Genomic DNA, 24,242 nt, shown 5'->3' with positions numbered 1-24,242 from the left:
GGGGGTGCCCGCGAGCAGGGGCGCCCGGCGGCCGGGTGCCCCTGCTCGGCGTACGGCCCCAGCCTTCAGGCCCGTACCGGATCCTCAGCCGTCAGGCCCGTACGGGATCCGCCTCCGGCAGCGCGGGCTCCGCGTCCCCGCCCGCCGCCGCCCGCCGGGTCTCCAGCCGGAACAGCACGCCCGGCCACCACGTCCACCGGCCCAGGTCCAGCGCGAGCGCCGGCACCATGACCGTGCGGACCAGGAACGTGTCCAGCAGCACGCCCAGCCCGACCAGCACGCCCATCTGCGCCATCGTCACCAGCGGCAGCCCCGCGAAGATCGAGAACGTGGCGGCGAGCACGATGCCCGCCGACGTGATCACGCCGCCGGTCGACGTCAAGCCGCTGATCACGCCCTTCGCGTGGCCGTGGCGCGCGACCTCCTCCCTGACCCGGGTCATGAGGAAGATGTTGTAGTCGATGCCGAGCGCGGTCAGGAACACGAAGCCCATCAGGGGGATGGACCAGTCGACCGCGGCGAAGTCGAAGACGTGGTCGAAGAGCAGGTACGAGGCGCCCAGGGCGGCCACGTACGACAGCACGGTGGTGGCGAGCAGCACCAGCGGCGCCACCAGCGCGCGCAGCAGCCCGATCAGCACCAGGAACACCACCAGCAGCACGATCGGCACCACCACCCGCAGGTCGCGGTCCGCGGCCCGCTGGGTGTCGAGCGCCTCCGCCGTCGTGCCGCCGACCAGGGCGTCCGCGCCGTCGACGGCGCCCACGGCGGTGCGCAGGGCGTCGATCGTGTCCTTGGCCGCGTCGGAGTCGGGCTCGTCGTCGAGGGTGACGCGCAGGGCGGCCAGTTCGCCGTCGCGGGTGGTGCCGTCATCCGCCACCACCGCCACGCCGTCGACCTGCTCGGCCGCGCCGCGTACGGCGTCCTTCGCGCCCGCGCGGGTGACGATGTCGGCCGGGTCGGAGGCGCCGGAGGGGTAGTGCGCGGAGATGCGTTCCTGGGCGACGACCGACTCGGGCTTGTCCTGGAAGAGTTCCGACTGCTTGAGGCCGAAGTCCATGCCGACGACGCCGAAGGCGAGCACGGCGGTCACGCCCAGCGACGTCAGCCACGACCAGCGCGGCCGGCGCGCGACCGCGGCGCCGATCCGGGACCACACCGTGCGGTGCCCGTGCACGGGGGTCCCGTGGCGCGGGATGAACGGCCAGAAGACCCAGCGCCCGACGATCACGAGCAGCGCCGGCAGCACGGTGACCAGCGCGAGGAACGCGCAGACCGCGCCGGTCGCGCCGACCAGGCCGAGGGAGCGGGAGGAGCTGATGTCGGCGAAGTACAGGCAGGACAGGCCGACCGCGATGGTGGCCGCGGAGGCGAGGATCGCGGGGAAGCAGCGGCGCAGCGCCAGTTGCATCGCCTCGTGGCGGTCCTCGTGGCGGTGCAGTTCCTCGCGGTAGCGGGCGATGAGCAGCAGCGCGTAGTCCGTACCGACGCCGAAGACGAGGACCATGAGGATCCCGGCCGACTGCGGGTCGACGGGCAGGGAGGCGTGCTTGGCCAGGAGGTACGTGCCGGCCTGGGTGAGGACGGCGGCGAAGCCGACGGCCAGCACGGGGAAGAGCCACAGCAGCGGGCTGCGGTACGTGATCAGCAACAGGACGGTGACGACGGCCAGGGTGGCGAGCATCAGCGTCGCGTCGAGGGAGTCGAAGACGGCGACGGAGTCGGCGAGGGAGGCGGCCGGGCCGCCCACCTGTACGTCCACGCCGGGCGGGGCGCCGTCGGCGGCGACCTCGCGTACGTCGTCGATGACGTCGCCGACGTCCTCCTCGTCGGTGATCGGGACGACGGTCATCAGCGCGCTGCCGTCATCGGAGGGCACGGGCGGCGTCACCCGCTCGCCCTCGGCGACGTACGGGGCGAACGCCCGCACGTCGGCCGCCGCCTTCTGCCGGCCGGCCTCGGTCATCGCGCCGTCGGGGACGCTGTAGACGGCGACGGCGGGCATGATCTCGTCTTCGGGGTCGCCGCGGAACTTCTCCAGCTCCGTGTTCAGTTCGGCGGACTCCGCGCTGCGCGGCAGAAAGGCGTTGGGGCTGGTGTCCTCGACGTCGCCGAGCTTGCCCGCGAGGGGGCCGAGCGCGGCGAGGAGGAGTATCCAGGCGGCCAGTACGAGCCATTTCGTCCGGCGTCCTCCGGGGGCAGCCACGAGCTGCTTGATCCGAGCGGACATGGGATGGTCTCCTTCAAGGGAAGTGAATCGGGCGCATGACTGACCCGCACCGCGGCCGTTGTGGTTTGCCGACCTGGCCGTGGCGGGGATGTGTGCCGGGGCTTGCTTCGTCCTCGTACGGGCTGGAAGTTGCCGCTTCCGGCCCGTACGCACGTCTGTTGCCGTCCGGTGCTGTCCGGTGCTGTCCGGCCGGGCTACTCGACCTCGCGCATCATCTTCTCCATCGAGGTGAGGGAGCGCCGCGCGTCGGTCAGCTCGTCGATGCTGCGGCGGTGCAGTTCGAGGTTGTCCTCCAGCAACTGCTGGTACTTGACGACCAGTTCCCGGTACTGCTCCTCGCGGGCCGCGATCATCTTGGCCCGCCACGTGGCGGCGATCTGCCAGACCACCACGATCAGCAGCGCGAAGAACCCGGCCGCACCGACCGCGCCGACCATCGCACCGATCGCGCCTTCGCTGTCGGCGAGGTGCACCGTCTGCTCGTTCATCGGGATGCCTCCCTGGTTACCCCGGCTTTCAGGCCGGGGAGGAAACGGACTCCTGCGGAGTAGGGCAGGGAGAGCCGGAGCGTCGCCGGGGCGGTCCGGCGTCTACTGGCCGTCTGCGAACGTCCTCGACTCACACGGGACTTGGTAGAATGTGAAGCATGGCGCGGCAGGTAAAGCGGGCGTTCAGGTACCGCTTCTACCCCACGGAGGCGCAGGCGGCGGAGCTGTCGCGCACGTTCGGCTGCGTCCGGCTCGTGTACAACAAGGCGCTGGAGGAGCGCACCCGGGCCTGGTACAGCGAGCAGCGCCGGGTCTCCTACGCGCAGACGTCCGCCGCCCTCACGGAATGGAAGAAGACCGGGGAGCTGGCATTCCTTGCCGACGTTTCCTCCGTCCCGCTGCAGCAGGCGCTGCGCCATCTTCAGACCGCGTTCGCGAACTTCTTCGCCCGGCGTGCGAGGTACCCGCGCTACAAGAGCCTGAAGAATTCCCGCGCGTCGGCCGAGTACACTCGCAGCGCCTTCATGTGGCGGAAGGGAGAGCTGACGCTGGCGAAGATGGCGGAACCTCTGGATATCCGCTGGTCGCGTCCGCTGCCCGACGGTGCGGAGCCCACCACGGTGACGGTGTCCCGGGACAGCGCCGGGCGCTGGTTCGTCGCTCTGCTGTGCCAGGACGCGATCGCTCCGGCTCCTGCCACGGACGCGGCGGTCGGTATCGACGCCGGGCTCACGTCCCTGGTGACCCTGTCCACCGGGGAGAAGATCGCCAACCCCCGGCACGAACGCCGCGACCGTGCCCGCATGGCCCGCGCGCAGCGCGGGCTGTCGCGCAAGGTGAAAGGATCGGCGAACCGGGACAAGGCCGGTCGGAAGGTGGCGCGCGTGCATGCGCGGATCGCCGACCGGCGCCGGGACTTCCTCCACAAACTGTCGACTCGTCTCGTCCGTGAGAACCAAACGGTCGTGATGGAGGACCTGACCGTCCGCAACCTGCTGAAGAACGGCAAGCTCGCGCGCGCCATCTCGGATGCATCCTGGACGGAACTGCGCTCCATGCTGGAGTACAAGTGCTCCTGGTACGGGCGCGAACTCGTGACGGTCGACCGCTGGTTCCCCTCCAGCAAGCTGTGCGGGAACTGCGGCACGGTCCGCGAGAAGCTGCCGCTGAACGTCCGTGAGTGGACGTGCACCTGCGGCACGGTGCACGACCGCGATGTGAACGCGGCACGCAACATCAAGGCGGCCGGGCTGGCCGCAGCTGCCTGTGGAGCTGGTGTAAGACCTCAACGGGAGTCCTCCCGGACGGGGCAGTCGGCGATGAAGCAGGAACCCCCACGGCGCGAGCCGTAGGAATCCCCCTTGTTCGCAACGGGGGAAGAGGTCAAGTGGCTTCCTCTTTCATCGTCGTCGTCGTTTCTCGGGTTTCCCGGTGCAGGTCTGGTCCGTCCCGGGTGGGCGGGCCTTCGGGCTCGCCGTCACCGTCGCCGATGGTGCGAGCGGCCTCCGCGACGAGTGCGGGGGTCAGCTCGTACCGGAACGAGACCACCTCGTAGAACCTCATCGCCTTGCCGTCCTCGGACAGCTCCAGCGAGCCGGTGATCAGGCCGGCGGCCTCCAGCCGCTGCAGGTGCATGTGCAGCAGCGGGCGGCTCATGCCGATCTCACGGGCCAGCCGGCTGACGTAGTTCCGGCCCTCGTGCAGCGCGGCGACGATCCGCAGGCGATGCGGATTGCCGAGCGCCGCGAAGACCTTGAGCAGTTCGTCTCCGGTCGGGGCCGGAGCGGGCGTCCGTGCCATCTGCGGCCCCTTCGTGCGTCGGTGTGTAAGACAAAGCTGACAGGTGCCTCGTACACCTGTCAAAGATTACTGACACATGTCCGGGACGACTGGGGGGTGCCCCCGGGCGGGCCTCAGGGTTTCCCCGGAGAAGCCTGGCGGGAGGCCAGGGCGAAGAGGGCGAGCGCCACGCCCTGCGCCGCCGCGGCACCGGCCGGCAGCGCGCCGCTGCCGAAGGCGTCGAGCAGGGCGCCGCCGACCGCGCCGCCCGCGGCGACGTCCGCGCCGGGCAGGCCGGCCAGCCACTCGCGCTGCCCCGCTGGTGCTCGTGGTGCCGCTGGCCACGTCGCGGCTGCTGGCGGACCGGGTGGAGTTCGTCGCGGGCTGGTTCCGCGACCGGGGCGTGCCGGCGGAGGCGGCGACGGGCTGCGCGACGCTGCTCAACGCGGCGTTCGCCGGGCTGCGGATCGACGTGCTCAACACGGGCGACCGGGAGCGCACCACGGCGGCGGTGCACCGGCTGGCGGATCTGGCGGACGGGTGGGTGGCCGCGTACGCGGGGGGCGAGGGCGTAGCGCGCGGGGGGCGGACGGAGGCGTAGCCCGCGGAGACGGGGCGCGGGTCAGCGGCGCTTCTTGCGCTTGCGCTTCGACGGGTTGCCCGTACGGGACGAGCGGCGGCGCGCGTGCTGCTCCAGCCGGTGCTCGTAGTCCCGACGCAGCATCCCCTCGCCCGGGGCCTCGACGAAGCTCCGCACCGTGTACGCCGCCATCACGCCGACGAAGCCGATGACCCGGATCGGCCGCCACGAGCCGTCCGCCGGGCCGGCCTCGTGCGGGCGGTTGAAGCCGCCGAGGGTGCGGGTGAAGGCCAGCGAGCTGCAGACCGCGAACGCGCCGATCATCAGCAGTTGGATGAGGCCGCCGCTGTCGGCCAGTTGCAGGCCGTTGTACGACAGCGCCAGTACGAACGCGCCGCCGGCGGCCAGCACCAGGGCCACGACGGCGACGCCGACGCGGCGGGCCCAGTAGCCGCCCGAGCGGTCGACCCAGGTGGTGCCGAAGAACCGCAGGGGCTCGGGCAGCGGCGCGTCGCCGGGGGTCTCGGACTGCTGCTTGTCGCTCACGCACCCGATTATCGCGGAGCCCTCCGCGGCGCGTCCCGCCCCCCTGCGGGCTCGCATCGGCGCGGCTGCGGGCGGGCCGCCCGCAGCCCAGCCGCCGCGGTCAGCCCTCCAGCTTCGTGACGTCCCGCACGGCGCCCTTGTCGGCGCTGGTCGCCATCGCCGCGTACGCCCGCAGGGCCATGGACACCTTGCGCTCGCGGTTCTTCGGCGCGTACCGCCCGCCGAGGGCCGCGCGGCGCTCGGCGAGCGTCTGCTCGTCGACCCGCAGCTCGATGGTGCGGTTCGGGATGTCGATACGGATCAGGTCGCCGTCCTCGACCAGCGCGATCGTGCCGCCCGCCGCCGCCTCCGGGGAGGCGTGGCCGATGGACAGCCCCGACGTGCCGCCGGAGAAGCGGCCGTCGGTGACCAGCGCGCACGCCTTGCCCAGGCCGCGGCCCTTCAGGAACGACGTCGGATACAGCATCTCCTGCATACCGGGGCCGCCCTTGGGGCCCTCGTAGCGGATGACGACGACGTCACCCTCCTTGACCTGCTTGCCGAGGATCTTGTCGCACGCCTCCTCCTGCGACTCGCAGACGACGGCCGGGCCCTCGAACGTGAGGATGGAGGCGTCCACGCCCGCGGTCTTCACCACGGCGCCGTCCACCGCGATGTTGCCCTTGAGCACCGCGAGACCGCCGTCCTTGGAGTACGCGTGCTCCAGCGAGCGGATGCAGCCGCTCTCGGCGTCGGTGTCCAGGGACTCCCACCGCTCGGACTGCGAGAACGCCGCCGCCGACCGCACGCAGCCGGGCGCCGCGTGCCACAGCTCGACGGCCTCCGGCGACGGGGAGCCGCCGCGGACGTCCCACCGCTTGAGCCAGTCCGCGAGCGAGTCGGAGTGCACCGCGTGCACGTCCTCGTTCAGCAGGCCGGCGCGGTACAGCTCGCCGAGGATGGCGGGGATGCCGCCCGCGCGGTGCACATCCTCCATGTAGTACGTGCCGGTGGAGGTGACGTTCGGCGCGACCTTGGCCAGGCACGGCACCCGGCGGGAGACGGCGTCGATGTCCGCCAGGCCGTAGTCGAGGCCGGCCTCCTGGGCGGCGGCCAGCAGGTGCAGGATCGTGTTCGTCGAGCCGCCCATGGCGATGTCGAGGGCCATGGCGTTCTCGAAGGCGCTGCGGGTGGCGACGTTGCGCGGGAGGACGGTCTCGTCGTCCTGCTCGTAATAGCGCGTGGTCAGCTCGACGGCCGTGCGGCCCGCGGCCTCGTAGAGCGCCCGGCGGGCGGTGTGGGTGGCGAGCACCGAGCCGTTGCCCGGGAGGGACAGGCCCATGGCCTCGGTCAGGCAGTTCATCGAGTTGGCCGTGAACATGCCGGAGCAGGAGCCGCAGGTGGGACAGGCATTCTCCTCGATGCGCAGCACGTCGGCGTCGGAGACGCCGTCGTTCGCCGCGTCCACCATGGCGTCGATGAGGTCGAGCTTGCGGACCGTGCCGTCCACGAGGGTGGCGCGGCCGGCTTCCATGGGGCCGCCGGAGACGAAGACCGTGGGGATGTTCAGCCGGAGGGCGGCCATCAGCATCCCGGGGGTGATCTTGTCGCAGTTGGAGATGCAGACCAGGGCGTCGGCGCAGTGCGCCTCCACCATGTACTCCACGGAGTCGGCGATCAGGTCGCGGGAGGGGAGGCTGTAGAGCATGCCGCCGTGGCCCATGGCGATGCCGTCGTCGACGGCGATGGTGTCGAACTCGCGGGGCACCGCGCCGGCGGCTTTGATCGCCTCGGAGACGATGCGGCCGACGGGGGCGAGGTGGGTGTGGCCGGGGACGAACTCGGTGAAGCTGTTGGCGACCGCGACGACGGGCTTGCCGATGTCCTCGTTCGCTACGCCGGAGGCGCGCATGAGGGCGCGGGCGCCCGCCATGTTGCGGCCGTGGGTGACGGTACGGGACCTCAGCGCGGGCATGTTTCCCTCCCGGGGAGCGGCACATCTGAGCTTCTGAGCCTACGCCCCCTGCCCACCCTCCGGACCGTTTGTCCACAGTCCGGACTGTTCCCCGATCCCTCCCCCTACGCCCTGCGGGCGTGGGCGGTACCCCCACTTCCCGAAACCGGGGGCTGCCGCCCCCGGCCCCCCGCCGGGGCTCCGCCCCGATCCCCGCGGGGGTCGCCCTGTCCCGTGGAGGTGTCAGCACCCCTTCCGGAAAGCGGGGGCTGCCGCCCCCCGACCCCCGCCGGGGCTCCGCCCCGAGTCCCGCGGGGCCCCGCCCCCGATCCCGTGGAGTGGCAGCCCTCCTCCCGGCCCCCGCCGGGCTCCGCCGCCGATCCCGTGGAGTCGCAGCCCCCTCCCGGCCCCCGCCCCCGACCCCCCGGAGTCGCAGCCCTCCTCCCGACCCCCGCCGCGCTCCGCCCCCGACCCCGCGGGGCTCGCTCCGGCCCCCGCCCGTACCCCGTAAGGGCGGGGGTGGGTGGGGGCGGCTGTGGACAACTTCCGGGGGGTGTCAGCGGGTCCCGCTACGTTAGGCGCATGGCTTCCCGTAAGAGCGGCGGCAGGGACCGCCCCGCGTACCGGTGCTCCGAGTGCGGCTGGTCCACCGTGAAGTGGCTCGGCCGCTGCCCCGAGTGCCAGGCGTGGGGCACCATCGAGGAGGTCGGCGCGCCCGCGGTCAAGACCACGGCCGCCGGGCGGGTCACGACCGCCGCGCTGCCCATCGCGCAGGTCGACGCCCGGCAGGTCGAGGCCCGCGGCACCGGCGTGCCGGAGCTGGACCGGGTGCTCGGCGGCGGGCTGGTGCCCGGTGCCGTGGTGCTGATGGCCGGCGAGCCCGGTGTGGGGAAGTCGACGCTGCTGCTCGACGTCGCCGCGAAGTCCGCGGTCGGCGGGCAGCGCACGCTGTACGTCACGGGCGAGGAGTCCGCCGGCCAGGTCCGGCTGCGCGCCGACCGCATCGGCGCGCTGAGCGACGGGCTGTATCTGGCCGCCGAGACCGACCTCGCCGCCGTCCTCGCCCACCTTGACGAGGTCAAGCCCGCCCTGCTCGTGCTCGACTCCGTGCAGACCGTCGCCTCCGGCGAGATCGACGGCGCCCCCGGCGGCATGGCCCAGGTCCGGGAGGTCGCCGGCGCGCTGATCCGGGCCTCCAAAGAGCGCGGGATGGCCACGATCCTCGTCGGGCACGTGACGAAGGACGGCGCCATCGCAGGACCCCGGCTGCTGGAGCACCTGGTGGACGTCGTGCTGCACATCGAGGGCGACCGGCACGCCCGGCTGCGGCTGGTCCGCGGCATGAAGAACAGGTACGGCGCGACCGACGAGGTCGGCTGCTTCGAGCTGCACGACGAAGGCATCATCGGCCTCGCCGACCCCAGCGGCCTCTTCCTGACCCGGCGGGACGAGCCCGTGCCGGGCACCTGCCTGACGGTGACCCTGGAGGGCCGCCGGCCGCTGGTCGCCGAGGTGCAGGCGCTGACGGTCGACTCGCAGATCCCCTCCCCCCGGCGCACCACGTCCGGTCTCGAGACCTCCCGGGTCTCGATGATGCTGGCCGTGCTGGAGCAGCGCGGCGACATCCGCGCGCTGTCCAAGCGGGACATCTACAGCGCCACCGTCGGCGGCGTGAAGCTCTCCGAGCCCGCCGCCGACCTGGCCGTCGCGCTCGCCCTGGCCAGCGCCGCCAGCGACACCCCGCTGCCGAAGAACCTGGTGGCGATCGGGGAGGTCGGCCTCGCCGGGGAGGTGCGGCGGGTGACGGGAGTGGCCCGGCGGCTGGCGGAAGCGGCCCGGCTCGGGTTCACGCGGGCCCTCGTACCGATGGATCCCGGCAAGGTCCCCGCGGGGATGAAGGTGCGGGAAGTCGCGGACATAGGGGACGCGTTGCGCGCGCTGCCGGCCGGCCGGCGGCACCCGGGCGGCGGGTCCCGGGAGCCGGGCGGAGCGAGAGAGCCGAGGGAGTCCCGGCAGCCCGAGGAGGCTCGCCGGTAGACTTTGCCCCGGTCTCTTCCGTGCGGGGGAGCGCAGGGGGCTCGTGCATGCGCCGCCAAGCGCACGCGTAGAGCACCGAAACGACGACCGGAGGACTCCGGAGGGTTCCAGTGGCAGCAGGCGACCGGGCGGGCGCCCCGGGCAGAGCCGGCGGCAGTCCCGGTTCCGACGCCGCGGTGAGGGCCGCGCTGAGCGCGGTCGCGCCCGGCACGGGGCTGCGCGACGGCCTGGAGCGGGTCCTGCGCGGCAACACCGGCGGGCTCATCGTGCTGGGCACGGACAAGACCATCGAGTCGATCTGCACCGGCGGCTTCGTGCTGGACGTCGAGTTCACCGCGACCCGGCTGCGGGAGCTGTGCAAGCTCGACGGCGCCGTGGTCCTCGACAAGGACATCACCCGCATCGAGCGCGCGGGCGTGCAGTTGCTGCCCGACGCCTCGATCCCCACCGAGGAGACCGGCACCCGCCACCGCACCGCGCAGCGCGTGTCGATCCAGAGCGGCTTCCCCGTCGTCTCCGTCAGCCAGTCGATGCGGCTCATCGCGCTGTACGTGGACGGCCAGCGGCGCGTGCTGGAGGACTCCGCCGCGATCCTCTCCCGGGCGAACCAGGCGCTGGCCACCCTGGAGCGGTACAAGCTCCGGCTGGACGAGGTCGCCGGCACGCTCTCCGCGCTGGAGATCGAGGACCTGGTGACCGTGCGGGACGTCTCCGCCGTCGCGCAGCGGCTGGAGATGGTGCGCCGGATCGCCACCGAGATCGCGGAGTACGTGGTCGAGCTGGGCACCGACGGCCGGCTGCTGTCCCTCCAGCTCGACGAGCTGATCGCGGGCGTCGAGCCGGAACGCCAGCTCGTCGTCCGGGACTACGTTCCGGAGCGCACCGGCCGCCGCCCGCACACCGTGGACCGCGCGCTCACCGAGCTGGACCGGCTCTCCCACGGCGAGCTGCTCGAACTGCCCATCGTGGCCCGCTCGCTGGGCTACACGGGGGCGCCCGAGACCCTGGACGCCGCGGTCTCGCCGCGCGGTTACCGGCTGCTGGCCAAGGTGCCGCGCATCCCCAGCGCCGTCATCGACCGGCTGGTGGAGCACTTCGGCGGCCTGCAAAAGCTGCTCGCGGCAAGCGTGGACGACCTGCAGACGGTCGACGGCGTGGGCGAGGCGCGGGCCCGGTCGGTGCGCGAGGGGCTGTCGCGGCTGGCGGAGTCGTCGATCCTGGAGCGCTACGTCTGAGTCTGATCTGGGCGGCGCGGGCGCCTCGCCGGCGGGGCGCCGTTCGCGGGGCCGGCGGGTGCGCCGCTACGCCTGCTCCAGCACGAACGGTGCCGCGGCCGTCGCGAAGCCGTCCGTGCTGACCTCGGCCTCGTAGCTCCCCGCGCCCGCCGTGTCCGCCTGCGGCGTCGCGCAGCCCGGCTCGCTCGCCCGCAGGTCCCACTCGTACGTCCGCGAGACCTCGCTGCCCGCCGGCACCGCCAGCACGATCGGGTCCCTCGTCCACGGGCAGTCGTCCGACGCCCACCACCGGCTCTCGCCGCCGGCCGCCGCCGAGATCGTGAGCACCGTCGAGGTGGGCGAGAAGTCCAGCTTGCAGTCCTTATCACCGGAGTTGACGGCGGTCAGCTCGAACACCGGCCGCTCCCCCGGCGCGTACGAGCGCTCCTCGCTGCGCAGCGTCAGCTCCACGTCGTCCGCGTCGCACGCGGCCATGGGCGAGCCGGCCGGCACGCCGTCGGAGCCCACGCCGAAGCCGCCGCCCGCGGAGCCGGAACCGCCCCCGGCGCCGCCGGCGGAGCCGCCGTCCTCGCCGTCGCTGTCCTCGCCGTCGCCGTCGCCGGAGCCGCCCGAGCCCTCGGAGCCGCCCGCGCCGCCGCCGTCCTCGTCGTCACCGGAGCCGGCGGAGCCGCCGCCCGGCTCGTCGCGGCCTCCGGGGCGTTCGTCGATCACCGACGAGTCGTCCGTCGGCCCCGGAGTGATGGACTCCGCGGGGCGCTTGCCCTCGTCGGCGACGTTCTCGCTGTCGCCGCCCCCGAGATTGATGACCAGAATGGCGAAGATCGCGAGCACGGCGAGCAGGCCGAGCAGGACCGCCCGGCGCCGCCAGTAGATGGCGGACGGCAGCGGACCGACAGGACGGCGGAAAGATCCCACGCGGAAACCTTACGAGACTTGGGGCGCAAGGCGGTCCCGTACCCGCCGCGCAGTCTGACTTTCGTCAGGGGAGCGTACTTACTTTCGCCGGAAGTGGTGAACCGGACACGCTTCGTACCGTCCGGGCATGGACGAGGAGTTGTACCGGGACGTCACCTCGGTCGCCCGCCGCACCCCCGATGTGCTGCACACGCTCGCCGAGTTCGGCACGGACGCCGGACTGGTGCTGCTGGCCGCGCTCTTCGCCGCCGCGTGGTGGGCGGCGCCGCGGCGCGCGCCGGTGGTCGCGGGGGCGGCGGGCACGGTGGCGGCGTACGGGGTGAGCGAGTTGCTGAAGGAGTGGCTGGAGCGGGAGCGCCCGTGCCGGGCGGTGCGCGGGGCGGTGGCGCCGCTGGCGGAGTGCCCGCCGCCGGGCGACTGGTCGTTCCCCAGCAACCACGCGACGATCGCCGGGGCCGCGGCCGTCGCGCTGGCGGTGGCGTGGCCGCGGATCACGGCGTGGGTGCTGCCGTTGGGCGCGCTGCTGGCGGCGTCCCGGGTCTTCCTCGGCGTGCACTACCCGCTCGACGTGGCGGCGGGCCTCGCGCTGGGCGCGGCGGTCGCGGCGCCCTGCGCGGCCGTCGCGCGCGTACGGATCGAGGCCGTGGGACGGCACCGCCGGCGGGCCGTGGTCACGGATCCGGCGGCAACGTCCCCCATTGAGTGAGAACGTCACTCGTGGGGGTGAGAAGCGCCGAACTCCGCCGATCCGTACGCGACTATGCGCCTACGTTCGCGGGGTGACAAGCAGCCCCGGCCCAGAACCTGCCCGGCAGCCACCGCCGCAGCGCCCTCCTGAGCAGTACGAGCCCTACCTGGACGGCCTGTTCACCTACTGCATGTCGATCCTGTGCGACCACGACGACGCCCTCGCCGCCCTCGGCGACGTACTCGCGATCGCCGAACGCCAGCCGCGGCGGCGTCCCGCGACGCCCGCCGAGTGGCGCCCCTGGCTGTACTCGCTGGCCCGCTGGGCGTGTGTGCGCCGGCTGGACCGGAAGCCGGGGCGGCGCCCGGCGCCCGACCCGGAGCACCGGCCCCCGCAGCCCGCCGCCGCGGCCGAGGAGAAGCGATCCGCCACCGCCGCGGAGCCCGCGCCCGTACCGGTGCCGGAGCCGGAGCCGGAGCCGGCGGGCGACGCGGAGGCCGCCGCGGTCCCCGCCGGGGCCGCCCCCGCGGCCCGCCTGCACCGCCGCGAACTGGCCACGCTCGCCTGGCCCGAGGCCGCCGGCACCACACCCGAGCAGCGCGAAGCGCTGGAGCTGGCCGTACGCCACCGGCTGCCCGCCGACGAGGTTGCCGCCGTGCTCGGCCAGCACCCCGACGCCGCGCGCGTGCTGCTGTCCACCGCCGCCGCCGAGGTCGAACGGACCCGGGCCGCGCTCGCCGTCGTCGACCAGCACGGCTGCCCCGCCATCGCCCGGCTCGCCGGCGACAGCCGGCTGTTCCTCAGCGCCGCGCTCAGCCGCGAGCTGGTCCGGCACGTCGACGACTGCGCCGAGTGCCGCCGCGCCGCCGAGCGCGCGGGCGCCGGCTGGGGCTGGCCGGGCACGCTGCGCGCCGCCCGGCCCGCGGCCCCGCTGCCCGTACTGGACGCGCCCCGCGCGGCGGCGTACAGGGCGATGCTGCACGCCCAGCGCACCCGGCTCGCGCACCCGCCGCGCTTCGACCGCCGCGGCTACCCCCGCTACCCCCGGCACACGCGGGACCGCCGCAGCCAGATGCGCTCCCGGGCGATGACCTCGACCGTCGTGGCCACCGTCATCGCGGCGCCGGTGCTGGCGCTGTGGGTCGCGAACCGCGGCGCGCCCGCGGACGGCGAGGCGCAGCGCGGCTGGCCGCGGCCGAGTGCGAGCGCGGACGCGCACGGCCCGGAGTCGCTGGACGGCCGCCCGGTGGAGAAGGCCGGCAGCGCGCACGACGACCCCGGGCGCGGGGCGCGCAGCCGCGGCAACCGGCCGGATGTGTCGGTGGAGGTCGTCGACCACGGCGGCCCGGACGCGGGCCGGCCGTGGGTGGGCCCGGGGCGGCTGACGGTGGCGGCGTGGCCGAGCGGGGAGACCACGTATCTGCGGCTGCGGTCGTCCGGTGGCGCGCCGGTCGACTGGCGGGTCGGGACGGACGCGGGGTGGCTGCGGTTCAGCGCGACGTACGGGACGCTGCGGCCGGGCGAGGCGACGACGGTCGCGGTGACGGTGGCGGAGGCGGGCGAGCCGCGGGGGGCCTGGCAGGCGCGGGTGTACGTGGCCCCGGACGACGCGGCCATCCTGATCACCGGCACGGGCACCGGCCGTACGGGGCGGGGCTCGCCGGCCCCGGCCCGCCCGCCGTCGTCGCGGCCACCCCACTCGCCGCCCTCCTCGGCCCCGGCCCCGTCCCCCTCGGCCCCGGACCCCTCGGACCCGGGCGACCCGGGCGACCCGGGCGACCCGGACCCGGGCGACCCGGCCCCTTCGGACCCGGGCCCCTCCGACCCGGCTCCCTCGCCCTCGGACCCAGACCCGTCCCCGTCGGAGCCAGGCTCCTCCGACCCAGGCCCCTCGGAGCCCGCCCCCGCGCCGACCGCGTCCACCCCGCCTACGGCGGAGGAACCGTCCCCGACGGGCTGACGCCCGCGCGGCGCACCGGCCCGCACACCGCGCCCGCAGCGCCGCGTGCGTCCACCGGCCCTGGTCCGCGAGCCGTCCGCCTCGGCCCACCGCGCAGTCCGGCACAGCCGGACCGCCGGACAGCCGGGCAGCCGGCCTGGCGCCCGCCGTCCGCTCCCTACGGCCCCCGCCCCGGGTGCGCCCTCAGTCCGCCGGGTGCGGGGCCGGGAGCGCGCCGTGGCGGGCGCCGCGCAGGCGCTCCTCGCACAGCTCCGCCAGCCGGGCGTACGCCTGCTCGCCCATCAGCTCCACCAGCTCCGGCCGGTACGACTCGTACACCGGCTGGCCGCCGCCGTGGGCGGACGGGGCCGACGTGCACCACCAGTGGAGGTCGTGCCCGCCCGGGCCCCAGCCGCGGCGGTCGTACTCGCCGATCGAGATCATCAGCACCTTGGTGTCGTCCGGGCGCGTGACCCACTCGTACGACCGGCGCACCGGCAACTGCCAGCAGACGTCCGGCTTGGTCTCCAGCGGCTCGCGGCCCTCGCGCAGGGCCAGCAGGTGCAGCGCGCAGCCCGCGCCGCCGGGGAAGCCCGCGCGGTTGTGGAAGACGCAGGCGCCCTCCACGCGGCGCGTCTTGCGCTCGCCGTCCTCGTCGGTCTCGATCCAGCCGTCCGGGCTCCGGCCCTCCTCGTGGTACTGCCACAGCTCGGGGGTGAGCCGCCGCACGTGGCCGGCGACCCGTTTCTCGTCGTCCTTGTCGGAGAAGTGCGCGCCCAGCGTGCAGCAGCCGTCGTCGGGGCCGGCGGCGTCGATGCCCTGGCAGCCGCGGCCGAAGATGCACGACCAGCGTGACGTCAGCCACGTCAGGTCGCAGCGGAAGACCTGTTCGTCGTCGGCGGGGTCCGCAAACTCCACCCACGCGCGGGCGAAGTCGAGCCCGGTCTCCTCCGCCCGTGCGCCTTTCTCGCGTACGACGCCCGAACCGGCTTGCGTTTTGCCCTGTTTCTTCCTCTTGCTCACGGAACCCAGCGTACGTCCGCCCGGCAAGGCGCTAGCGTTGCCCGTTATGCGACTCGGCGTTCTGGATGTGGGCTCGAACACGGTGCACCTGCTGGTGGTGGACGCGCACCCCGGCGCCCGCCCGCTGCCCGCGTACTCGCACAAGGCGGAGCTGCGGCTCGCCGAACTCCTCGACGACGAGGGCGCGATAAGCGACGACGGCGTCGAGCGGCTGATCGCCACGATTCACGAGGCGCTGCAGGTTTCGGAGGACAAGGGCGCAGAAGACGTGCTCCCGTTCGCCACCTCCGCGGTCCGCGAGGCGGCCAATGTCGAATCCGTGCTCGCGCGGGTCGCCGACGAGACCGGCGTGAAGCTGACCGTCCTCACCGGCGAGGAGGAGGCGCGGCTGACGTTTCTGGCCGCGCGCCGCTGGTTCGGCTGGTCGGCAGGGAAGCTGCTGGTCCTGGACATCGGCGGCGGGTCGCTGGAGATCGCGTACGGGATCGACGAGGACCCCGACAAGGCGGTGTCGCTGCCGCTCGGGGCCGGCCGGCTGACCACCGCCTGGCTGCCGGGGGACCCGCCCGCCCCCGACGACGTACGGGCGCTGCGGCGGTTCGTACGGGCGCAGATCGCCCGGATCGTCGGCGAGTTCAGCCGGCTCGGCGAGCCGGATCACGTGGTCGCGACGTCCAAGACGTACCGGCAGCTCGCGCGGATCGCGGGCGCCGCGCGGTCGGCGGAGGGGCTGTACACGCACCGGTCGCTGCCGGCGAAGGCGCTGGAGGAGTGGGTGCCGCGGCTGGCGGCGATGCCGGCGGCACAGCGGGCGGAGCTGCCGGGGGTGTCGGAGGGCAGGGCGCGGCAGTTGCTCGCGGGGGCGCTGGTGGCGGAGGGTGCGATGGACCTGTTCGGGGTGGAGACGGTGGAGATCTGTCCGTGGGCGCTGCGCGAAGGGGTCATCCTGAAGCGGCTGGACCAACTGCCGTGACGGGGCGGGGCGCGCGTGAGGCCGCGTACGCTGTCTCCGTGGCAGGAGCATCCCGTTACCGGACCGACGAGCACCACGAGAGTGGCAAAACCGGCGAGACCGGCAAAACGGACGGGCGTGACGCGACCGGCGACACCGGTGCCGGCAGCGGCACCGACGGCGACGCCGAGCCGCGGAGCACCGCCCGCGGGGTCTCGGTGCCCGACGCGCGCGTGACCCTGTCCACCGCTTCCGTCTACCCCGAGTCGACCGCCACCGCCTTCGAGACCGCCGCCCGCCTCGGCTACGACGGTGTGGAGGTCATGGTCTGGACCGACCCCGTCAGCCAGGACATCGAGGCGCTGCGCCGTCTCTCCGACCACCACGGCGTGCCGGTGCTCGCCATCCACGCGCCGTGCCTGCTGATCACGCAGCGTGTCTGGTCCAAGGACCCGTGGGAGAAGCTGCGGCGCGCGCGGTCTGCCGCCGAGCGGCTGGGCGCCGAGACCGTCGTGGTGCACCCGCCGTTCCGCTGGCAGCGCTCGTACGCGCGCGAGTTCGTCAACGGGCTCTGGCGCATGGCCGACGAGACGGCGGTGCAGTTCGCGGTGGAGAACATGTACCCGTGGCGCTACCGCGAGCGGGAGATGCTCGCGTACGCGCCCGACTGGGACGTCACCAACGAGGATTACCGCCACCACACCCTGGACCTCTCGCACACCGCCACCGCCCGCAACGACGCGCTGGAGATGGCCGACCGCATGGGCGACCGGCTGTGCCACGTGCACATGGCCGACGGCTCCGGCTCCGGCAAGGACGAGCACCTGGTGCCGGGGCGCGGCAGTCAGCCGTGCGCGGAGATGCTGGAGCGGCTGGCGGCGCGGGGGTTCGGCGGACAGGTCGTGGTGGAGATCAACACCCGGCGGGCGATGTCGGCGGCGGAGCGCGAGGCGGACCTCGCGGAGTCGCTGGCGTTCACGCGGTTCAACCTCGCGGCGCCGGTCCCGCGCGGCGCACCGTCCTGAGCCGGACGGACCGTAGGGCAGTCGCCAGGCAGTCGTAGACAGGGGAAGCCGGGAGAACCGGGAGAAGGGGGAAGGCCGTCGTGAGGCCGGGGAAGGGAACGCCGTCGTGACGTCCGAGAACGCAGCCAAGGCCCGGAAACGGGGCCGGGGCCGGCCCCGGCGCGACGCCGCGGAGGACGGGCCCGGCACCCGGGACCAGATACTGGCGACGGCCCGTTCCGAGTTCGCCGAGTGGGGCTACGAGAAGACGTCCATCCGCGGCATAGCCAAGTCCGCGGGCGTCGACCCGGCGCTCGTCCACCACTACTTCGGCACCAAGGAGCAGGTCTTCGAGGCCGCGCTGGAGATCACCTTCGCGCCGGCGAAGGCGGTGGAGGAGGCCGTCCTCGCCGGTCCCCTCGACAGCGCGGGCGAGCGCGTGACCCGCTTCTTCTTCGGCGTCTGGGAGGACCGCCTCACGCGCGAGCCGCTGCTCGCCGTCATCCGCTCCGCCGTCAGCAACGAGACGGCCGCCGACATCTTCCGCCGCATCGTCACGCGCAACGTGCTGCACCGGATGACGCCGCTGATGCCGGGGCCCGACGGCGCGACGCGGGCGGAGCTGGCGGTGGCGCAGCTCGTGGGGACGGCGATGCTGCGCTACATCGTCCGGCTCGACCCGATGGCCTCGGCCGATCCGGAGGAGCTGATCCGCCAACTGGCGCCGATCGTGCAGTACCACCTGACGGACTCGCCGCTGCAGCGGCCCGCGCCCCCTGAGGCCGCCGGCGCCCCTGACGCCGCTGACGCCCCTGGCTCCGGTGACGCCCCTGGCTCCGCCGACGGCGGCAGCCCTACGCCCTGACGGCCCCGCCCCGGCCCGCACCGGCGCAGCTCAGCGCTCCGGGCCCGGGGCTCAGGAGTCCCAGCGCTCCCCCGTCAGCCGCTCGTACGCCTCCACGTACTTCTCCCGCGTACGCGCCACCACCGCCGCCGGCAGCTCCGGCGGCGGCGCCTCGCCGTGCCGGTCCCAGCCGGACTCGGCGGAGGTCAGCCAGTCGCGTACGTACTGCTTGTCGAAGGACGGCTGCGGCCGGCCCGGCAGCCAGTCGTCGATGGCCCAGTAGCGCGAGGAGTCCGGGGTCAGCACCTCGTCGGCGAGGACCAGCTCCCCCTCGCCGACCGCGTCACCGGTGTAGCCGAACTCGAACTTCGTGTCCGCCAGGATCAGCCCCTGCCGGCGCGCGATGTCCCGCCCGCGCCCGTACACCGCCAGCGTCACCCGGCGCAGCTCCGCCGCGACGGCCGGGCCGACGCGGCGCACCACCTCTTCGAATGTGACATTCTCGTCGTGCTCCCCCACCTCCGCCTTCGTCGCCGGCGTGAAGACCGGCGCGGGCAGCGCGGAGGCGTCGGTCAGCCCCGGCGGCAGGTCGACGCCGCAGACCGCGCCGGTCGTGTCGTACTCCGCGAGCCCCGAGCCCGTCAGGTAGCCGCGGGCCACGCACTCCACCGGCACCATCCGCAGCGGCCGGCACACCAGGGTGCGCCCCGCCCAGCCGGCGGGGGCACCCTCGGGCACCTCGGTGGACAGCACGTGGTGCGGCACGATGTCGGCGATCCGCTCGAACCACCACATCGACAGCCGGGTCAGGATCCGGCCCTTGTCGGGGATCTCGGTGGAGAGCACCCAGTCGTACGCGGACATGCGGTCGCTGGCGACCATCACCAGGCGGCCGTCGGCGTCCTCGTACAGGTCGCGGACCTTGCCGGTGTGCCGATGGACGAGGCCGGGCACTTGGACGGGCTGGGGCTTCTCCACGAAACCGGGCACGGATTCCTCCGGGGGTTGCCGATGCGACAGTCGAATTGTCTCGCATCGACGCCCCGACCAGGCGCGGCGACCCCGCGGCCGGCGGCCCCGGCGCCCGCTCAGCCTGCGGAAGCGGAACCGGAAGCGGAAGCGGCGGCCGGCACCAGCGTCGGGTAGTCCGTGTACCCGCGGTGGTCGCCCCCGTAGTACGTCGCCTCGTCGGCCTCGTTGTACGGACCTCCCGCGCGGGCCCGGGCGAGCAGGTCGGGGTTGGCCAGCCAGCGCGCACCGAGGGCGACGACGTCCGCCGTCCCCGCCGCCAGCAGCCGCTCCGCGTCCTCGACCGGGTCGCCGCCGCCGTGGTGCATGGAGTTCAGCATCAGCGGGCCCGCCCAGTCGCGGCGTATCTGCTCGGTCACGCCGCGCAGCCCCGGGTCCGCTTCCAGGGTGTGCAGATAGGCCAGCGGGTACGGGGCCAGCTCCGCGAGCAGCGCCGCGTACGTCTCGGGCGCGTCGCTCTCGGTGACGCCGACGGCGCCGTTGGCGGGCGAGATGCGCAGCGCGGTGCGGTCCGCGCCGATGGCCTCGCTGACGGCCCGTACCGCCTCGACCGCGAAGCGGACGCGGTTCTCCGGCGAGCCGCCGTAGGCGTCGGTGCGCCGGTTGGTGCCGTCGGCGAGGAACTGGTGGATGAGGTAGCCGTTGGCACCGTGCAGCTCGACGCCGTCGAAGCCCGCCTCGATCGCGTTGCGCGCGCCGTTCGCGAAGTCCTTCACGATGCCGTCGATGTCGCCGGTGGTCAGCTCGCGCGGCACGGGGTGCGGCAGCATCCCCTGGTCGTTGGTGTACAGCGACTCGCCGGAGGCGATGGCCGACGGCGCCTCCGGAAGCCCGCCGTCCGGGTACAGGCAGGGGTGCCCGACGCGGCCGGTGTGCAGGAGCTGCAGGAAGATCCGGCCCCCCGCGGCGTGCACCCGCTCGGTCACCTTCCGCCAGGCGGCGACCTGCGCGGCGGTGTGGATGCCGGGCGTCTGGATGTAGCCTTGGCCGCGCACGCTGGGCTGCGTGCCCTCGGTGACGATCAGTGCGGCCCCGGCCCGCTGTGCGTAGTACTCGGCCGTCAGCTCGGACACCAGGCCGGTGTCCGCGGTGGCGCGGGAGCGGGTCATCGGGGCCATCGCCAGCCGGTGCGGGAGGTCGAGCCGCCCGACCCGTACGGGTTCGAAGATCTTGTTCGTCATATTCTCGACGCTAGGTTCGGGGGAATGCCCGCCGGATCCGTAGCGCTTCGGTATTCGGATACGTAACCGCGCCGCCGACCCGCCCCGTAGGTGTTGACCGGATGACTTTGTACGGGCGTCAGAAGGAGCTCGCCGAGCTCGACGCGCTGATCGCCGCCGCCGCCGACGGGCGCGGCCAGAGCCTCGTGCTGCGCGGCGAGGCCGGCATCGGCAAGTCCTCGCTGCTCGCGCACGCCGAGGACGAGGCGCGGCGGCGCGGCTTCACCGTGCTGCGCGCGGTGGGCTGGGAGGCCGAGCGGGCGCTCGCGTTCGCGGCGCTGCACCAGGTGCTGCGTCCCGTGCTCGACCGCGCCGGCAAGCTGCCGCAGCCGCAGGCGGACGCGCTGCGCGCCGCGGTCGGCAGCGGCGCCGCCGAGCGGCCCGACCGGTTCGTGGTCGGGCTCGCGGTGCTCTCGCTGCTCGCCGAGGTCGCCGACGACGCCCCGGCTCTGTGCCTGGTGGACGACGCGCACTGGCTCGACGAACCGTCCGCCGACGCGCTGCTCTTCGCCGCCCGCCGGCTGGGCGTGGAGCGCGTCGCCCTGCTCTTCGCCGCCCGCGGCACGGAGCCGGGCGGGGACCCGGGGGACTGCACCGCGGGCTTTCCCGCCGCCGGGCTGCCCCAGCTCCCGCTCTCCCGGCTCGGCCGCGACGACGCGCTGCAGCTCCTCGCCGGCCTCGACGTGCCCGCGGCGGTACGGGACCGGGTGCTGCACGAGTCCGCCGGCAACCCGCTCGCGCTGCGCGAGTTCGGCGCCGCCGGACCCGGCGTCGCGGGCCGCCCGCAGGCCGCCGGGCAGCCGCTGCCCGCCGCCGACCGGGTGCTCGCCGCGTACCGCAGCCGCGTGCTTGAGCTGCCGGAGCGGACCCGGCTGATGCTGCTCGCCGCCGCCTCCGACTCCCGCAGCACCGTGCAGTACGTGGTCGCCGCCGCCCGGCACCTGGGCATCGGTCTTGCCGACCTGGCGCCGGCCGAGCAGCAGGGGCTGGTGGCCGTCGCCGGGGAGTCCATCGAGTTCCGCCACCCCCTGATCCGTACCGCCGCCTACACCGCCGCCCCGCTCGCCGACCGCATCGCCGTGCACGAGGCGATGGCCGCGATCTCCGGCGACGCCGACTGCCGCGCCCAGCACCTGGCGTCGGCCGCGACCGGTCCCGACGAGGACGTCGCCGCCGAACTGGAGGGCTCCGCGCGGCGCGCGCTGGCCCGCGGCGGACCCGCGGCGGCGGCGGACACGTACGCGGAGGCCGCCCGCCTCACCCCGGACCCGGAACCGCGCGTGCGCCGGCTGACGGCGGCGGCGTGGGCGGCGAACACGGCGGGGCACGCGGAGCGGGCGGCGGAGCTGGCGGAGTCGGCGTACGGGCAGACGCAGGACGCGGAGCGGCGCGCGGAGCTGGCGTACGTGCGCTCGTTCTGGCTCTTCGAGCAGGACGCGGCGGCGGAGGCCGGCGCGCTGCTGGTGACGCACGCGCCGGACTCGCGCGCGTACGGGCGGGAGATGCTGCGCACGGCGGCGACGTACGCGTGGTTCGGCGGGGACGCCGCGGCGCTGCACCGCGCGGCGGAGCTGCTGGAGACCGGCGGCGGTGCGGAGGGCCCCCGGGACGACGGAAACCGGGGAGCGGACCGGGCCGTGCGCGGGCTCGCGCACATGGCGGCGGACGACTTCGCGCGCGGGCTGCCGATGGTCGCCGCCCTGCTCGACGACGCGCCCGTCGGCAGCCCGGCGCGCATGCAGGCGATCTCCTCCGCCTCGCTGCTCCCCGACAGCGTGCAACTGCCCCTGGTCACCGAGGAGGCCGACTTCGCGCGGGACGGCGGCATGATCGGCCGGCTGCCGTACCTGCTGCACGTGCTGGCCCGCCAGCAGCTCTACGCGGGCGACCACCGCGAAGCGGAGCGGACGGTGGCAGAGGCCGCCGCGATCGCCCGCGACACCGGTCTTGCGATGCGCGTGGGCCGGCTGCACAACCTGCTGGCGCGCATCCCGGCGATCGAGGGCGACGAGGAGCGCGTACGGACCCTCGCGGCCCCCGGCATGACCGCGGGCGGCACCTACGGCATCACCGCCCTGGCCCTCCTCGACCTGGGCCTCGGCCGCTACGAGGACGTGCTGACCCGGCTGGCGAAGGCCCGTACGGGGGCGGCGCGGTACAGCGCGGCGCTGCTGTTCGCGGCGGCGGACGAGGTGGAGGCGGCGGTCCGCCTCGGCACCCCGGACCGGGCCGCGGCCCCGGCCCGCCGCTTCGCGGCGTGGGCGGCGGCGAGCGGCCAGCCGTGGGCGCGGGCGGTGGCGCTGCGCAACGAGGCGCTGCTGAGGGCGGCGACGGGCGACGGCGGCGCGGGGACGAGCGGCGACGCGGCGAGGGCCGGCAGCAGGGAGGGAGCCGGCGGCGGAGAGGGAGCCGGCGGCACGGTGGGAGACAGCACCGCCGAGGCGGCGTACGCGGAAGCGGTACGCCTGCACGCGGAAGCCCCCGGCCGCCCCTTCGAACGGGCCCGCACGGAGCTGCTGTTCGGCGAGCACCTCCGCCGCGAACGCCGCCGCACCCAGGCCCGTACCCACCTGCGCACCGCACTGGAGCTCTTCGACGGCCTCGCCGCCGCCCCCTGGTCGGACCGCGCCCGCGCGGAACTCCGCGCGGCCGGCGAGGTCCAGGCCACCGCCCGCGCCACCGCCCCCGACCCGGCGGACCGCCTGACCCCCCAGGAACTCCAGGTCGTCCGCCTCGCGGCGGAAGGCACCAGCAGCCGCGACATCGCCGCCCGCCTGTTCCTCTCCCCCCGCACGGTGGAGTACCACCTGTACAAGGCGTACCCGAAACTCGGCGTCACCTCCCGCCGCGAACTCCCCGCCGCCCTGGCGGCGATGAGGTAGCAGGCAGGACCAGGCGCCGCCCGTCTGCTAGCCTTTCGGCGGCCGTGCGAGAGATCAAGGAGGTGGTACCCGTGAACGTATCGACGTGGGTGCTCTCCTCCGGAGTCACGGTCGGGCGATAGGTCGTCGTCCGGGAGCGCCGTTCTGCGCACTCCCGAAAGGCACGACCGTGCACTTCACTTCTGAACAGCGCCTCGACGACGGCGTCCTCGAGCGCGAATTCACCCTCGGCGAGATCCCCGGCATCCTGTGGACGCCCGCCTCCGAGTCCGTATCGACGCCGCTGATCCTGGTCAGCCCGCCTCCGGTCGGGCTGCGCAGGGCGTACCCCCGGCTGCTGGCCAGGGCCCGGCACACCGCGGCGCACGGCTTCGCCGCGGCCACGATCGAGCTCCCCGGCAGCGGTGACCGGCCCCGCCTCCCCGGCGCCGAGCAGGCCCTCGCCGGCCTGCGCCGGGCCCTGGAGGCCGGCGAGCCCGTCAGCGACGAGATCATCGACGCCCTCATCCTCCCCCTGGTCGACAGGGCGGTCCCGGAGTGGCAGGCCGCTCTGGACGCCCTGCTGTCGCTGCCCGGGTTCGGCGGCCCAGTCGGGTACTCGGGGGGAGTGATCTCCATCGGGACCCGGCTGGCGGCGGTCGAGCCGCGTATCTCGGCCGCTGTTCTGTTCGCGGGGAGTTTCATCCCTCGCGCCATCGTCGAGGAGGCCCGGCAGGTCACCATTCCTCTGCACGTCCTGCTGCAGTGGGACGACGAGGGCAACGACCGGCAGGCAGCCCTGGAGCTGTTCGACGCCTTCGGCTCCGAGGAGAAGACGCTGCACGCCAACATGGGCGGGCACACCGGGGTCCCGCAGTTCGCGGGGGACGCCGCGGGCCGGTTCCTCGTCCGGCACCTGCGCTAGCGGGCGCGCGCCCC

20 protein-coding genes are annotated in these 24,242 nt (G+C 74.4%); 11 read left to right on the top strand and 9 right to left on the bottom strand.

Annotation, left to right across the window (positions count from 1 at the left end):
• Window positions 1–91: 91 nt before the first annotated feature.
• Together B124_RS29465 and B124_RS29460 are read right to left on the bottom strand one after the other, a co-directional pair.
• Window positions 92–2,230 (bottom strand): MMPL family transporter, encoded by a 2,139-nt coding sequence (locus B124_RS29465; protein ID WP_496506034.1) that lies wholly within the window; start codon window positions 2,228–2,230, stop codon window positions 92–94.
• Window positions 2,231–2,424: 194 nt separating this feature from the next.
• Window positions 2,425–2,718 carry a hypothetical protein gene (locus B124_RS29460; protein ID WP_496506033.1) on the bottom strand — a complete coding sequence of 98 codons (294 nt, stop codon included), beginning with the start codon at window positions 2,716–2,718 and terminating at the stop codon, window positions 2,425–2,427.
• 158 nt (window positions 2,719–2,876) lie between these two features.
• Here B124_RS29460 and B124_RS29455 point away from each other — a divergent pair, with 158 nt between their 5' ends.
• Window positions 2,877–4,070: an RNA-guided endonuclease InsQ/TnpB family protein gene (locus B124_RS29455; protein WP_496506032.1), complete on the top strand. Its 1,194-nt coding sequence runs from the start codon at window positions 2,877–2,879 to the stop codon at window positions 4,068–4,070.
• A gap of 31 nt (window positions 4,071–4,101) precedes the next feature.
• Here the strand turns inward: B124_RS29455 and B124_RS29450 are convergent, their stop codons facing one another.
• Window positions 4,102–4,518, bottom strand: a complete 417-nt coding sequence (locus tag B124_RS29450; RefSeq protein WP_496506031.1) for an ArsR/SmtB family transcription factor — start codon at window positions 4,516–4,518, stop codon at window positions 4,102–4,104.
• 310 nt (window positions 4,519–4,828) lie between these two features.
• Between B124_RS29450 and B124_RS29445 the strand changes: the two genes are divergently transcribed.
• Window positions 4,829–5,098, top strand: coding sequence for a hypothetical protein (locus B124_RS29445; protein WP_496506030.1), 270 nt, complete (start codon window positions 4,829–4,831; stop codon window positions 5,096–5,098).
• Window positions 5,099–5,119: 21 nt separating this feature from the next.
• On the opposite strand, the gene B124_RS29440 is transcribed toward B124_RS29445, so the two are convergent.
• Window positions 5,120–5,623 (bottom strand): hypothetical protein, encoded by a 504-nt coding sequence (locus tag B124_RS29440; RefSeq protein WP_496506029.1) that lies wholly within the window; start codon window positions 5,621–5,623, stop codon window positions 5,120–5,122.
• A gap of 100 nt (window positions 5,624–5,723) precedes the next feature.
• Window positions 5,724–7,577 carry a dihydroxy-acid dehydratase gene (gene ilvD, locus B124_RS29435; RefSeq protein WP_496506028.1) on the bottom strand — a complete coding sequence of 618 codons (1,854 nt, stop codon included), beginning with the start codon at window positions 7,575–7,577 and terminating at the stop codon, window positions 5,724–5,726.
• A 561-nt stretch (window positions 7,578–8,138) separates the two neighbouring features.
• Between ilvD and radA the strand changes: the two genes are divergently transcribed.
• Together radA and disA are read left to right on the top strand one after the other, a co-directional pair.
• On the top strand, window positions 8,139–9,593 hold the full coding sequence (gene radA / locus B124_RS29430) for a DNA repair protein RadA (RefSeq protein ID WP_496506027.1): 1,455 nt from the start codon (window positions 8,139–8,141) through the stop codon (window positions 9,591–9,593).
• Between the two features lie 110 nt (window positions 9,594–9,703).
• Window positions 9,704–10,828 (top strand): DNA integrity scanning diadenylate cyclase DisA, encoded by a 1,125-nt coding sequence (disA, locus tag B124_RS29425; protein ID WP_496506026.1) that lies wholly within the window; start codon window positions 9,704–9,706, stop codon window positions 10,826–10,828.
• 66 nt (window positions 10,829–10,894) lie between these two features.
• Here the strand turns inward: disA and B124_RS29420 are convergent, their stop codons facing one another.
• Window positions 10,895–11,743: a hypothetical protein gene (locus B124_RS29420; protein WP_496506025.1), complete on the bottom strand. Its 849-nt coding sequence runs from the start codon at window positions 11,741–11,743 to the stop codon at window positions 10,895–10,897.
• Between the two features lie 127 nt (window positions 11,744–11,870).
• Here B124_RS29420 and B124_RS29415 point away from each other — a divergent pair, with 127 nt between their 5' ends.
• Window positions 11,871–12,449: a phosphatase PAP2 family protein gene (locus B124_RS29415; protein ID WP_496506024.1), complete on the top strand. Its 579-nt coding sequence runs from the start codon at window positions 11,871–11,873 to the stop codon at window positions 12,447–12,449.
• 73 nt (window positions 12,450–12,522) lie between these two features.
• Window positions 12,523–14,391, top strand: coding sequence for an RNA polymerase sigma factor (locus B124_RS29410; RefSeq protein WP_496506023.1), 1,869 nt, complete (start codon window positions 12,523–12,525; stop codon window positions 14,389–14,391).
• Window positions 14,392–14,574: 183 nt separating this feature from the next.
• Here the strand turns inward: B124_RS29410 and B124_RS29405 are convergent, their stop codons facing one another.
• The gene (locus B124_RS29405; RefSeq protein ID WP_496506022.1) at window positions 14,575–15,420 is read right to left on the bottom strand and encodes a DUF3109 family protein; all 846 of its coding nucleotides are present in this window, start codon (window positions 15,418–15,420) and stop codon (window positions 14,575–14,577) included.
• Window positions 15,421–15,439: 19 nt separating this feature from the next.
• On the opposite strand from B124_RS29405, the gene B124_RS29400 reads away from it, so the two are divergent.
• The 3 genes from B124_RS29400 to B124_RS29390 all read left to right on the top strand — a co-directional run bounded on the left by B124_RS29400 (window position 15,440) and on the right by B124_RS29390 (window position 18,214).
• Window positions 15,440–16,366: a Ppx/GppA family phosphatase gene (locus B124_RS29400; protein ID WP_496506021.1), complete on the top strand. Its 927-nt coding sequence runs from the start codon at window positions 15,440–15,442 to the stop codon at window positions 16,364–16,366.
• 197 nt (window positions 16,367–16,563) lie between these two features.
• A complete protein-coding gene (locus B124_RS29395) occupies window positions 16,564–17,370 on the top strand; it encodes a sugar phosphate isomerase/epimerase family protein (RefSeq protein ID WP_496506042.1) in 807 nt (268 codons plus the stop codon).
• A 106-nt stretch (window positions 17,371–17,476) separates the two neighbouring features.
• Window positions 17,477–18,214, top strand: a complete 738-nt coding sequence (locus tag B124_RS29390) for a TetR/AcrR family transcriptional regulator (RefSeq protein ID WP_496506020.1) — start codon at window positions 17,477–17,479, stop codon at window positions 18,212–18,214.
• Between the two features lie 51 nt (window positions 18,215–18,265).
• Here B124_RS29390 and B124_RS29385 read toward each other — a convergent pair whose 3' ends face one another.
• On the bottom strand, window positions 18,266–19,183 hold the full coding sequence (locus tag B124_RS29385) for a phosphoribosylaminoimidazolesuccinocarboxamide synthase (RefSeq protein ID WP_496506019.1): 918 nt from the start codon (window positions 19,181–19,183) through the stop codon (window positions 18,266–18,268).
• A gap of 98 nt (window positions 19,184–19,281) precedes the next feature.
• Complete coding sequence (locus B124_RS29380) at window positions 19,282–20,403, bottom strand: alkene reductase (RefSeq protein ID WP_496506018.1); 1,122 nt, start codon at window positions 20,401–20,403, stop codon at window positions 19,282–19,284.
• A gap of 101 nt (window positions 20,404–20,504) precedes the next feature.
• Here B124_RS29380 and B124_RS29375 point away from each other — a divergent pair, with 101 nt between their 5' ends.
• Both B124_RS29375 and B124_RS29370 read left to right on the top strand, forming a co-directional pair.
• On the top strand, window positions 20,505–23,324 hold the full coding sequence (locus B124_RS29375; RefSeq protein ID WP_496506017.1) for a helix-turn-helix transcriptional regulator: 2,820 nt from the start codon (window positions 20,505–20,507) through the stop codon (window positions 23,322–23,324).
• Window positions 23,325–23,493: 169 nt separating this feature from the next.
• Window positions 23,494–24,228, top strand: coding sequence for a dienelactone hydrolase family protein (locus B124_RS29370; RefSeq protein WP_496506016.1), 735 nt, complete (start codon window positions 23,494–23,496; stop codon window positions 24,226–24,228).
• Window positions 24,229–24,242 lie beyond the last annotated feature (14 nt).

It is taken from the genome of Streptomyces sp. CNP082 (genome assembly GCF_059570535.1).
Note: the sequence above shows the minus strand (reverse complement) of the source record. Positions and strands in the feature narration are given on the sequence as shown.